Origin of the sequence: Micromonospora sp. NPDC004551, from assembly GCF_040609975.1 — a bacterium.
Classification (GTDB): Bacteria; Actinomycetota; Actinomycetes; order Mycobacteriales; family Micromonosporaceae; genus Micromonospora.
In genome coordinates this window covers 1-11,097 of record NZ_JBEXLM010000007.1, presented here as the reverse complement: position 1 = coordinate 11,097, position 11,097 = coordinate 1, and the positions used below count along the sequence as shown (strand labels likewise).

Below are 11,097 nucleotides of genomic sequence, written 5' to 3'. Positions count from 1 at the left end.
CCCCCGCCGCCCGCCGATCCCCGGCGCGGCCGGCAGCGGACCACGTGGCCGGCGACGTCCCCGTCGGGTGCAGCCAGGTACACCCCGATTCGGTACCTGGGCCCAGCGCGGCGGAGATCAACAGACGGCATCGTCGAGGCGTGAACACGAGAGTTGTGACGACGACGTCGACCACGCCGGAACGCGGGATCACCACGACGCCGGCACGGCGGGCCCCTCGGCTGGCCGGGGTGGTCGGTCTCTACTTCGCGGTGACCACGGTGAGCGCGGGCCTGATCGGCTCGGTGCAGCCGCTGCTGCGGGTGGACCCGGTGATCATCGAGCTGGTGCAGTTCGGCCCGACGCTGGGTGTGCTCGCCGTTCTGCTGGTCTGGCGTGGACGATGGCGTCCCCCGTCGGCGGTGCGGCCGATCCCGTCGCCAGGCGTGCTGACTCGGCTGGTCGCGGTCGCCGCGGTCTGTGCCGGCCTCCTCGGCGCCGTCATCGGCGCGTACGCGTTGCTCGGCGAGGATGTGCGGTACACACGCCCGGGTGCCCTCACCCATTCGTTCTGGCTGATCGCCGCCGCGCAGTTCCTCGGCGCCTGTGGCGAGGAGTTCGGCTGGCGCGGCTTCCTGCAGCCCTACCTGCGAACCCGGTACGGAGTGCTGACCACCGGCACCACGGTGGGCCTGCTGTGGGGCGTCTGGCACGTCCAGGTCTTCGCGGCCGGACCGGCGTACGCCGCCGCATTCCTGCTCTCGACGATCGCGATGTCGGTGATCATGGCGGTCCTGCTGGAGCGTGCCCGGGGTGGCCACCTGATCATCGCCGGCACCTTCCACGCCGTGGTCAACCTCGGCCTGTTGTTGCTGATGCCCGAGGAGGACGGCGACGTCACCGCGATGACGGTCTTCGCGGCCGCCTGCGTTCTCGCCGCCCTCGTCGTGCTGGGCTGGGCGGGAGCCCGTGGCCGTGTGCGGCGCTAGGCGATCTATGTTCATGGGGCGATCCGCGACCGACGACGGATGGCCGCACGCGATGGAGCCGGGAGGGAAGTGTCGATGACGGACCGCGTGGCCCGCCCGGCGCGCACCGAACGGCGGCCGTCCCGCGCCGCGGCTCCCGTACAGGGACTGCGCCTGGTCGGTGCCGGGATCACCGAGGGCGTGGCCGCTCTGGTGGTCGGCGGCGCCGTCGGCCTGATCCCGCTCGGGATCGGCCTCGCTCTCCTCCCGCCGACGGCTGCCCGGCTCCGGGCGCTGGCCAACCGGGCGCGAAGCCGGGCGGCGGTCTGGTCGGGAGAGGCGGTGCATGAGTCGCCACCGTGGACCGTCGACCGTCCCGGGTTCGCCGGCCGCGCCGTGCTGTCCTTGCGGATCATCACCGACCGGGCGTTCTGGGGCGAGCTGCTCTGGGCCATGCTGGTCCCCTACACCAGCGGGCTCCTGGCCGGAGCGCCGCTCGCACTCATCGGGTACGGGCTGTTCGGCGCGCTCGTCCAGCCGTTCCTCTGGGCGAACATCCACGCGTTCGCGGACGGCAACTACTACGCGATGATCCACGTCGACAGCTGGACCAACGCGCTGCTCGCCGTTCCGCTGGGTGTGGCGTTCGTGGCCCTCGGCGTCTGGTCGGGGCCGTGGTGGTTACGGCGGCACGCGAGGATCACGCGGGCCCTGCTGGCGTCCGACCGCACCGAGCTGGTCCGTCGCATCGAGCAGCTGACCGACATCCGGGCCGAGGTCAACGACGCGTCCGCCGCCGAGCTGCGCCGGATCGAGCGCGACCTGCACGACGGCGCGCAGGCGCGGCTGGTGGCCATGGGCATGAACCTGGACGCCGCCGAACGGCAACTGCGGCGCGATCCCGAGTCGGCCCGGGCCCTGCTGCGGCAGGCTCGGGAGTCCTCGTCGGCGGCGCTGCAGGAGTTGCGCGATCTCGTACGGGGCATCCATCCGCCGGTCCTCGCCGACCGGGGCCTGCCCGATGCGGTACGTGCCGCGGCGCTGGACATGGTGGTGGACGTGGCGGTCGAGGCCACGATCCCGGCGCGGCTGGCACCGCCGGTGGAGGCCGCCGCCTACTTCGCCGTCAACGAGGCCCTGGCCAACGCGGCCAAGCACGCCGGCGCCGGCCGGATCACGGTCGACCTGCGGTACGACGACGGCCGGCTCCGGATCGAGGTGTCCGACGACGGCCACGGCGGCGCGGACCCGTCCCGGGGAACCGGCCTGCGCGGCATGAGCCGCCGACTGGCCGCGTTCGACGGAACCGTCGCCGTGCACAGCCCGCCCGGCGGCCCCACCACCATCCGGATGGAGATCCCGTGCGCGTTGTCATCGCCGAAGACCTCGTCCTCCTGAGGGACGGTTTGGCGCACCTGCTGCGCGACGAGGGTTTCGACGTCATCGCGGCCGTGGACAACGGCCCGGCGCTGCTCCGGGCGCTGCTCGACGACAACCCGGACGTCGCCGTGGTCGACATCCGGCTCCCGCCGTCCTTCACCGACGAGGGCCTGCGGGCGGCGCTCACGGCCCGACGGAAACGCCCCGGCCTGCCGATCCTGTTGCTCTCGCAGTACGTCGAGCAGCTCTACGCCCGGGAACTGCTCGCCGACCAGGCTGGGGCCGTCGGATATCTGCTCAAGGACCGGGTCTCCGACGGCGGCCAGTTCGTCGACGCGGTCCGCCGGGTGGCCGGGGGCGGCACCGTGCTCGACCCGCACGTCATCTCCCGCCTGCTGAAGCGCAACACCGCCCGGGGCACGGTCGCCGCGCTGACCGACCGGGAGCGCGACGTCCTCGCCCTCATGGCCGAAGGCCGCTCCAACCTGGCGATCAGCCAGCGGCTGCACATCAGCGAGAGCGCGGTCACCAAGCACACGGCCGGCATCTTCACCAAACTGGACCTGCCGATCTCCACCGACGACAACCGGCGCGTCCTCGCGGTCCTCGCCTACCTCAATCGCTGACGGATCGGCGCGCCGAGGGGAGAGGGGCAGGTCCAGGTGCCGCGATCATGGTCCACCTGGGTCTTCGTGGTGGAGCGGGCGACGGGAATCGAACCCGCACCGTCAGTTTGGAAGACTGAAGCTCTGCCATTGAGCTACGCCCGCGGCCGCCCCGCTCTCGCGGGACGCGCCCGACAGCCTACCGAATCCCCGAACCGGACGCGCAGCGCCGTACCGCGCGCCGCCCCGGGTCCGCCCCGGTGCCCGTCCGGCGGGCCCGGACGGCATACACTCGTCGTCGCCACGGGGTGTGGCGCAGCTTGGTAGCGCACTCGCTTTGGGAGCGAGGGGCCGTGGGTTCAAATCCCGCCACCCCGACTGTCGTTCGCGACCGGGTCGTCCGGGAACCGCCGGTTTTTTCCGCGCGGTACCCGGGCGCTGCCGATGCCGCAGGCCGGCTCGCCTACACTCGATGCGCGCAATCACGCCCAGACTCAACTGAGATCCGTCAAGGAGTACGCCTGTGAAGAGCACCGTCGAGACTCTGAGCCCGACGCGCGTGCGGCTCGCCATCGAGGTGCCGTTCGTCGAGCTCGAGCCGAGCCTCAGGAAGGCGTACCGGGAGATCGGCCAGCAGGTCCAGGTTCCCGGCTTCCGCCGGGGCAAGGTTCCCGCCGCCGTGATCGACCAGCGGGTGGGCCGGGGCACCGTCCTCAACGAGGCGGTGCAGGAGGCCATCCCGCAGAACATCCTGGCCGCGGTCCGCGAGCACGACCTGAAGACGCTCGGCCGTCCCGAGGTCGAGATCACCGAGTTCAACGACGGTGACTCGCTCAACTTCACCGCCGAGGTGGACGTCCGCCCGGAGATCACCCTGCCGGACCCGGCCACCATCGAGGTCACCGTCGACGAGATCCAGATCGCCGACAGCGAGATCGACGAGCAGGTCAGCAGCCTGCGTGAGCGGTTCGCCACGCTGAAGACCGTCGAGCGGGCCGCCCAGGAGGGCGACTACGTCCAGATCGACCTCAACGCCACCGTCGACGGCGAGGAGGTGCCGGGCGGGCAGGCGAGCAACATCTCGCACGAGGTCGGCAGCAAGCAGCTCCTGCCGGGCCTGGACGAGGCCCTGGTCGGCCTGGCCGCCGGCGACAGCACCACCTTCTCCACCCAGCTGGTCGGCGGCGACTACGCCGGCCGGGACGCCGACGTGGCGGTGACCGTCCGCACGGTCAAGGAGAAGGAGCTGCCCGAGCTCAACGACGACTTCGCCCAGCTCGCGAGCGAGTTCGACACCATCGAGGAGCTGCGCAACGACCTGCGCGAGCGGGTCACCCGCGGCAAGCAGGTCGAGCAGATCTACGCGGCCCGCGACAAGGCCCTCGAGCAGATGGTCGCCGCCGCCGAGGTGCCGGCGCCGGAGGGTGTCGTCAAGGAGGAGGTCGAGAGCCGCAAGGCCGCGATGGTCGACCAGCTCGAGCGCATCGGCGCCTCCCTGGAGGAATACCTCGCCGCGGAGGAGAAGACCGAGGAGCAGATCGACACCGAGCTGACCGAGGCCGCGACCGATGGCGTCAAGATCCAGCTCCTGCTGGACACCCTGGCCGACGCCGAGGACGTCCAGGTCTCCGACGACGAGTTCGGTCACGAGATCGTCCACCGCGCCCAGCGCGCCGGGATGGCCCCGCAGCAGTACTACGACCAGCTGGTCCGCTCCGGCGCCGCCCAGGCCGTCTTCGGCGACGTCCGCCGGGGCAAGGCGCTCGCCTCGGTGATGGAGAAGATCAAGATCAAGGACTCGGCGGGCAACGAGGTCACCCTCGACGCGCTGCGGGCCCAGAACGAGGCCGAGCACGACCACGAGCACTGATCATCCGGTGTCGGCCGCCGTCCCGCGCTCTGCGCCGGGCGGCGGCCGAAACCCTTTTCCGGGTACGCCCCGAGGGTGACTGCGCTGAGAGCGAACAGTGCCCCGACCGGGAGTACGCCCACCGGCTGAGCGGTTAGTGTCGGGTAGGACGGTACGGAGAGCGAAGGGCTGCCATGACCGACATGCACATCCCCAAGAAGTCGCTCCGGGCGATCGAGGCCCGCGGTGGCGACTCCATTGGCAACCTCGACGACTCGGTCTACAACCGGTTGCTCAAGGAGCGGATCATCTTCCTGGGCAGCGAGGTGACCGACCAGGTCGCCAACCGCATCTGCGCGCAGCTCCTGCTGCTCGCGGCGGAGGACCCGGACCGCGACATCAACCTCTGGATCAACTCGCCGGGTGGCTCGGTCTACTCCGGCATGGCGATCTACGACACCATGCAGTTCATCGACAACGACGTGTCGACCGTGGCGATGGGCATGGCCGCGTCGATGGGCCAGCTCCTGCTCTGCGCGGGCACCAAGGGCAAGCGCTACGCCCTGCCGCACGCGCGGATCATGATGCACCAGCCCTCCGGCGGCCTCGGCGGCACCGCGTCGGACATCGCGATCCAGGCCGAGCAGATGCTCTACACGAAGCGGATGTTCCAGGAGCGGGTCGCCCACCACACCGGCCAGAGCCAGGCGCAGATCGAGGCGGACTCGGACCGGGACCGCTGGTTCACCGCCCAGGAGGCCATGGACTACGGCTTCATCGACAAGGTGATCATCGGGGCCGCACAGGTTCCGGATGGCGCCGGGACCCTGAGCTGAGGAGCTGACGATGACCGACCTGAGCCTGCCGCCCCAGTTCGCGGCCGTGCACAACCGCTACGTGCTGCCGTCGTTCGTCGAGCGCACGTCGTACGGGATGAAGGAGTCCAACCCGTACAACAAGCTCTTCGAGGACCGGATCATCTTCCTCGGCGTCCAGGTGGACGACGCGTCGGCCAACGACGTGATGGCCCAGCTGCTGACGCTGGAGGGCACCGACCCGGACCGCGACATCATCATGTACATCAACTCGCCGGGTGGCTCGTTCACCGCCATGACGGCGATCTACGACACCATGCAGTACGTCCGCCCCGACATCCAGACCGTCTGCCTGGGCCAGGCGGCCAGCGCGGCGGCGGTGCTGCTCTCGGCGGGCACCCCGGGCAAGCGGATGGCGCTGCCCAACTCCCGGATCATCATCCACCAGCCGGCCACCGAGGGTGGTTACGGCCAGGGGTCGGACATCGAGATCCAGGCCCGGGAGATCCTGCGGATGCGGACGCAGCTCGAGGACATGCTGTCCCGGCACTGCAACCGCCCCATCGAGCAGGTCCGCAAGGACATCGACCGTGACAAGATCATGACGGCCGAGGAGTCCAAGGAGTACGGGCTGGTCGACACCATCCTGACCAGCCGCAAGAAGGGTCTGCTGGCGTCTCACGCCGCCAGCTGAGCAGTGTGAGGTCGGAGGTCGGTCGGGGCATCGTTCCCGGCCGACCTCTGACACACCCGTTTTGGGGGTCGGAGAAACCTCCGGCAGCGGGTAACGTCGGGTCTGTGCCGCTTCGCTGGCTCGGACCGGCGAGGTGGAGCGACAGGACGGACGGGCGCGCGGCGCCCGCAGGTCAGGGGCCGGCGCACCGGCCGACGAGTGCAGGGAGAACGTAGGTGGCACGGATCGGTGACGGCGGCGACCTACTGAAGTGCTCCTTCTGTGGCAAGTCGCAGAAGCAGGTCAAGAAGCTCATTGCGGGCCCCGGGGTCTACATCTGCGACGAGTGCATCGATCTCTGCAACGAGATCATCGAGGAGGAGCTGGCCGAGTCCGGCGAGGTGAAGTGGGAAGAGCTTCCCAAGCCGATGGAGATCTGCCAGTTCCTCGACAACTACGTCGTCGGTCAGGAGCAGGCCAAGAAGGCGCTCGCCGTCGCGGTCTACAACCACTACAAGCGGATCCAGGCCGAGGCGGCCGGCGCCCCGGGTTCGGGCAGCGACGGCGTCGAGCTGGCCAAGTCCAACATCCTGCTGCTCGGCCCGACCGGCTGTGGCAAGACCCACCTGGCGCAGACCCTGGCCCGGATGCTCAACGTCCCGTTCGCGATCGCCGACGCGACGGCGCTCACCGAGGCGGGCTACGTCGGCGAGGACGTGGAGAACATCCTCCTCAAGCTGATCCAGGCCGCCGACTACGACATCAAGCGCGCCGAGACCGGGATCATCTACATCGACGAGGTCGACAAGATCGCCCGCAAGTCGGAGAACCCGTCGATCACCCGGGACGTCTCCGGTGAGGGCGTGCAGCAGGCGCTGCTGAAGATGCTGGAAGGCACGGTGGCCAACGTGCCGCCGCAGGGCGGGCGCAAGCACCCGCACCAGGAGTTCATCCAGATCGACACCACCAACGTGCTGTTCATCTGCGGTGGTGCCTTCGCGGGCCTCGACCAGATCATCGAGGCCCGCACCGGCTCCGGCGGCACCGGCTTCGGCGCCCGGCTCCGGTCGGTGTCGGAGCGGTCGACGGACGACATCTTCAGCCAGGTCATGCCGGAGGACATGCTCAAGTTCGGCCTGATCCCCGAGTTCATCGGCCGGCTCCCGGTGATCACCAACGTGCGCAGCCTGGACCGCAGCGCGCTGGTCCGCATCCTCACCGAGCCGCGCAACGCCCTGGTCCGGCAATACCAGCGGCTCTTCGAGCTCGACGGCGTCGAGCTGGAGTTCGAGCAGCCCGCGCTGGAGGCCATCGCCGACCAGGCCATGCTGCGTGGCACCGGCGCCCGCGGCCTGCGGGCGATCATGGAAGAGGTCCTGCTCTCCGTGATGTACGAGGTGCCCAGCAACCCCGACGCCGCCCGGGTGCTGATCACCCGCGAGGTCGTCCTGGAGAACGTCAACCCGACGATCGTGCCCCGCGAGTTCACCGGCCGGCGTGCGCGCCGGGACCGCGAGGAGAAGTCGGCCTGACCGCCACCGCGACCGCGCCCGGGTCAGCTCGGGCGCGGTCCGCGTGACCGGGTCCGCCGGTCCCACTCGCCCGACGGGGTGACCGCCACCATCACGAGCCGTACCGGCTCGTCGCCCGCGGCGCGGTAGCCGTGCTCCCGGTCGGCGTGGAACTCGACCGTCTCGCCGGCGCGTACCTCGTGGTCGACGCCCTCGACGGTGACCGTGACGGTCCCGGCCAGCACGTGCAGCACCTCCCGGGTGCCGCGTGGATGGTCGGGGGAGTGGTGCGCCTCGCCGGGCTCCAACCGCCAGTCCCAGAGCTCGACGAGGTCCGGCTCACCGAGGCCGCTGAGCAGCCGCGCCGTGCCGCCGTGCTCGCCCCGCCACAGCACCGGCGCGTCGCCGGCGCGGGAGACCCGTACGGTGCTCTCCTCCGCCGGTTCCAGCAGCCGGGCGATGTTGACGCCGAACGCGTCGGCGACCCGGCAGAGGGTGCCGACGCTCGGGTTGGTCCGTGCTCCCTCGATCTGCACGAGCATGCCCTTGCTCACCCCCGAGCGGCCGGCCAGCTCCTCGAAGGACCAGCCGCGGGCGGCCCGCAGCTCGCGTACCTGTCGGGCCACCGCGGAGGTCACCGCGCCCACCCGCCCTCCGGCGTCGGTCATCACACTATCCTTCGCGGTCAATATTGTGGTACGACTGCCTGATGTTCCCCATTGTGCTCGCGGCGGTCTCCGCGGTCGCGTTCGGCACGGCCGACTTCTCCGGCGGCAAGGCGTCGCGGCACGCCGACCCCGTCGCGGTGACCGTGGTGTCGCAACTACTGAGCGTCCCGCTGCTGCTCGCGCTCGTGCTGATCGTGCCGGGCACGCCCCGGCCGCTCGACCTGGCCTGGGGGCTGCTCGCCGGGGTGGCCGGCGCGGCCGGCGTGGTGCTGCTCTACAAGGCCCTGGCCGGCGGCATGATGGCGGTCGTCGCACCGGTCACCGCGATCACGGCCGCGGTGGTGCCGATCGTCGCCGGGCTGATCACCGCCCACTCGCCGGGCGCCCTCGCGCTCGCCGGCGCGGGGCTCGCCGTCGTGGCCATCGCGCTCGTCAGCCTCGGGGAGGGCGGCGCCGCCGGCCGGGTGTCCGGCCGGCTCATCGGCATGGCGCTCGGCGCCGGGCTGCTCTTCGGGATCTTCTTCGCGCTGCTCGGCCAGGCCGACGAGGGCGCCGGCATGTGGCCGGTGGCCGCGGTACGGGTCAGCTCGATCGCCTTCGGCCTGGCGCTCGCCGTCCGCACCGGCGTACGCCTGCGGCTCGCACCACGGGTGCTCCGCTGGGCCGCGGCGGCCGGCCTGCTCGACTCGGCGGCCAACGCGCTGTTCCTGGCCGCGGCGGGCCGGGGGCACCTGAGCGTGGTGGCCGCCATCGCCGCGCTCTACCCGGCGAGCACCGTGCTGCTCGCGCTCGCGGTCGACCGGGAACGGCTCCGCCCCGTGCAACTGGCCGGGCTCGGCTTCGCCGCCGGCGCGCTCGTCCTGGCCAGCGTCTGAGCCCTGTCGCCGGCCGCCGTCCGACCGTACGCTGAGCCTCATGCGCGTCGCCGTCTGTCAGCTCAACTCCCGTGCGGACCGGACCGCCAACCTCGCCGCCGCGGAGGCCCTGCTGGCCAGGGCCGCGACGGCCGGCGCGGACCTCGCCGTCCTCCCGGAGTACGTGGACTACCTCGGCACCGCCGCCGGCATGCCGCCGGCCGAGCCGGTCGACGGCGTGGTGGGCCGGTTCTTCGCGGACGCTGCCCGGCGGCTCGGCATGTGGGTGATCGCCGGCTCGTTCCACGAGGCCGGGCCGGACCCCGAGCACACCTGGAACACCTCGCTGGTCTTCGACCGCGACGGCGCGCTCGCCGCCAGCTACCGCAAGATCCATCTGTACGACGTCGAAATCCCCGGCCGCGTCTCCTATCAGGAGTCCGCCACCGTGGCACCGGGTGAGAAGCCCGTGGTGGTCGACGTCGAGGGCCTCCGGGTCGGGCTGTCGATCTGCTACGACCTCCGGTTCCCCGAGCTCTACCGGCAGCTGGCCGTCGACGGCGGCGCCGAACTCCTCGTGGTGCCGGCCGCGTTCATGATGCACACCGGGCGCGACCACTGGGAGGTGCTGCTCCGGGCCCGGGCGATCGAGAACCAGTGCTACGTGGCGGCCGCCGGTCAGACCGGCGACCACGAGCCGGGGCGGACCTGCTTCGGGCGCAGCATGGTGGTGGACCCGTGGGGGACCGTGCTCTCCCAGGTGGCCGACGGACCGGGCCTCGCCGTCACCGACCTGGACCTGGACCGGCTGCGGACGATCCGCGTCGAGCTGCCGAGCCTCGCCAATCGGCGGCTCTGAGGCTCGCTCAGCTCTCCAGGAGCACGCCGACCACGGTGAAGCCGGCGATCGCCAGGGCCGTGACGAGCAGGGCCGTGGTCATCCGTGAGGGACCGCGCCGGACGAGACGTCCCACCGACGCCAGGACGACGGCGAGCACGAAGGCGCCGATGACCAACTGCCAGAAGGGCAGCAGGAGCCCGAGCACGGTCTCCTCGGCGAGCGTCGCCGGGAACCGGGAGACGTCATCCATGACGACACTCTGGCACGGATGAGCCCGGGATGGTCCCGTCCGGACGCGCCTTTCCGCCGGCCGGACCTCCGGTGGAACCCGCAATGACGATCATTGATTTGCCTTCTCGGGGCCGTCCGCGTAACTTTCTCTCTGCACGCGGGAGGCCGGACAAACCGGCCGAGAACGGGCGCCAGGCTGGTGGCGGCGACGCCGAGCCAGACTGAGGATTCGGGCGGTGCGAGCTACTCCGCGAAACACGGGGTTGCGATCGCGAAGCCGACCGGGTAGAGTTCGAAAGCCGGCAGGGAGCCGGGCGGGTGGCCGCGAAAGCGGCGATCGGCCGGTCCGCCGGAACCCACGACAGCAACGACCGCCATCTACGGCGTGCGTCAGCGTGGATCGGGCCGAACCAAGTTGATCACCTCAAACACGAGGTTGACAGCGAAGAACGGACCGGGTAAGTTAGAGAGGTTGCCCCGGACGGGGATCCTGCTGAGCGGGGTTTCTGGATGGTGTGTGGTTGTTCTTTGAGAACTCAACAGGGTGCTTGATAAGCCAGTGCCAAATTGTTTGATACCCCGGACTGGTTGGGCTTCGGTCTGATCGGTTGGGATTCCTTTGGCAACATTTGTTGTCAGGATGATTGTTCAACAAGTTTTTGTTGGAGAGTTTGATCCTGGCTCAGGACGAACGCTGGCGGCGTGCTTAACACATGCAAGTCG

The 11,097-nt window shown here is 70.6% G+C and carries 11 protein-coding genes, 2 tRNA genes and 1 rRNA gene; 11 read left to right on the top strand and 3 right to left on the bottom strand.

The genetic code is table 11. The features are described from left to right. Positions 1–140: 140 nt before the first annotated feature. From ABZW14_RS10730 to ABZW14_RS10720, 3 genes are all read left to right on the top strand, one after another. The gene (locus ABZW14_RS10730) at positions 141–968 is read left to right on the top strand and encodes a type II CAAX endopeptidase family protein (RefSeq protein ID WP_355343195.1); all 828 of its coding nucleotides are present in this window, start codon (positions 141–143) and stop codon (positions 966–968) included. 75 nt (positions 969–1,043) lie between these two features. After that, complete coding sequence (locus ABZW14_RS10725; protein ID WP_355343192.1) at positions 1,044–2,345, top strand: sensor histidine kinase; 1,302 nt, start codon at positions 1,044–1,046, stop codon at positions 2,343–2,345. After that, positions 2,309–2,953 carry a response regulator transcription factor gene (locus tag ABZW14_RS10720; protein ID WP_355343189.1) on the top strand — a complete coding sequence of 215 codons (645 nt, stop codon included), beginning with the start codon at positions 2,309–2,311 and terminating at the stop codon, positions 2,951–2,953. Before ABZW14_RS10725 ends, ABZW14_RS10720 begins: the two co-directional genes overlap by 37 nt. A gap of 70 nt (positions 2,954–3,023) precedes the next feature. On the opposite strand, the gene ABZW14_RS10715 is transcribed toward ABZW14_RS10720, so the two are convergent. Further along, positions 3,024–3,097: transfer RNA gene (locus tag ABZW14_RS10715), tRNA-Gly, on the bottom strand. 139 nt (positions 3,098–3,236) lie between these two features. Here ABZW14_RS10715 and ABZW14_RS10710 point away from each other — a divergent pair. The 5 genes from ABZW14_RS10710 to clpX all read left to right on the top strand — a co-directional run bounded on the left by ABZW14_RS10710 (position 3,237) and on the right by clpX (position 7,801). Next, positions 3,237–3,310 (top strand) — tRNA-Pro (locus ABZW14_RS10710). A 145-nt stretch (positions 3,311–3,455) separates the two neighbouring features. Then, positions 3,456–4,802 carry a trigger factor gene (gene tig, locus ABZW14_RS10705; RefSeq protein ID WP_355343186.1) on the top strand — a complete coding sequence of 449 codons (1,347 nt, stop codon included), beginning with the start codon at positions 3,456–3,458 and terminating at the stop codon, positions 4,800–4,802. Between the two features lie 173 nt (positions 4,803–4,975). Next, positions 4,976–5,617 carry an ATP-dependent Clp protease proteolytic subunit gene (locus ABZW14_RS10700; RefSeq protein WP_088960728.1) on the top strand — a complete coding sequence of 214 codons (642 nt, stop codon included), beginning with the start codon at positions 4,976–4,978 and terminating at the stop codon, positions 5,615–5,617. Positions 5,618–5,627: 10 nt separating this feature from the next. Next, on the top strand, positions 5,628–6,290 hold the full coding sequence (locus ABZW14_RS10695) for an ATP-dependent Clp protease proteolytic subunit (RefSeq protein WP_091269636.1): 663 nt from the start codon (positions 5,628–5,630) through the stop codon (positions 6,288–6,290). Positions 6,291–6,505: 215 nt separating this feature from the next. Beyond that, a complete protein-coding gene (gene clpX / locus ABZW14_RS10690) occupies positions 6,506–7,801 on the top strand; it encodes an ATP-dependent Clp protease ATP-binding subunit ClpX (protein ID WP_091319119.1) in 1,296 nt (431 codons plus the stop codon). A gap of 23 nt (positions 7,802–7,824) precedes the next feature. Here clpX and ABZW14_RS10685 read toward each other — a convergent pair whose 3' ends face one another. Beyond that, positions 7,825–8,448: an XRE family transcriptional regulator gene (locus ABZW14_RS10685; protein ID WP_355343182.1), complete on the bottom strand. Its 624-nt coding sequence runs from the start codon at positions 8,446–8,448 to the stop codon at positions 7,825–7,827. 41 nt (positions 8,449–8,489) lie between these two features. On the opposite strand from ABZW14_RS10685, the gene ABZW14_RS10680 reads away from it, so the two are divergent. Then, the gene (locus ABZW14_RS10680; protein ID WP_355343179.1) at positions 8,490–9,323 is read left to right on the top strand and encodes an EamA family transporter; all 834 of its coding nucleotides are present in this window, start codon (positions 8,490–8,492) and stop codon (positions 9,321–9,323) included. A gap of 40 nt (positions 9,324–9,363) precedes the next feature. Next, complete coding sequence (locus ABZW14_RS10675) at positions 9,364–10,161, top strand: carbon-nitrogen hydrolase family protein (protein ID WP_355343176.1); 798 nt, start codon at positions 9,364–9,366, stop codon at positions 10,159–10,161. Positions 10,162–10,168: 7 nt separating this feature from the next. On the opposite strand, the gene ABZW14_RS10670 is transcribed toward ABZW14_RS10675, so the two are convergent. After that, positions 10,169–10,393, bottom strand: coding sequence for a hypothetical protein (locus ABZW14_RS10670; RefSeq protein ID WP_355343173.1), 225 nt, complete (start codon positions 10,391–10,393; stop codon positions 10,169–10,171). Positions 10,394–11,033: 640 nt separating this feature from the next. Here ABZW14_RS10670 and ABZW14_RS10665 point away from each other — a divergent pair. Then, positions 11,034–11,097, top strand: a 16S ribosomal RNA gene (locus ABZW14_RS10665); the annotation flags it as partial.

Excerpts from the sequence above, each read along its gene's own strand:
- ABZW14_RS10700 (WP_088960728.1), top strand. The coding sequence starts at position 4,976 with ATGACCGACATGCACATCCCCAAGAAGTCGCTCCGGGCGATCGAGGCC.
- ABZW14_RS10695 (WP_091269636.1), top strand. The coding sequence starts at position 5,628 with ATGACCGACCTGAGCCTGCCGCCCCAGTTCGCGGCCGTGCACAACCGC.
- ABZW14_RS10725 (WP_355343192.1), top strand. The coding sequence starts at position 1,044 with ATGACGGACCGCGTGGCCCGCCCGGCGCGCACCGAACGGCGGCCGTCC.
- ABZW14_RS10680 (WP_355343179.1), top strand. The coding sequence starts at position 8,490 with ATGTTCCCCATTGTGCTCGCGGCGGTCTCCGCGGTCGCGTTCGGCACG.
- ABZW14_RS10675 (WP_355343176.1), top strand. The coding sequence starts at position 9,364 with ATGCGCGTCGCCGTCTGTCAGCTCAACTCCCGTGCGGACCGGACCGCC.
- ABZW14_RS10670 (WP_355343173.1), bottom strand. The coding sequence starts at position 10,393 with ATGGATGACGTCTCCCGGTTCCCGGCGACGCTCGCCGAGGAGACCGTG.
- ABZW14_RS10685 (WP_355343182.1), bottom strand. The coding sequence starts at position 8,448 with ATGACCGACGCCGGAGGGCGGGTGGGCGCGGTGACCTCCGCGGTGGCC.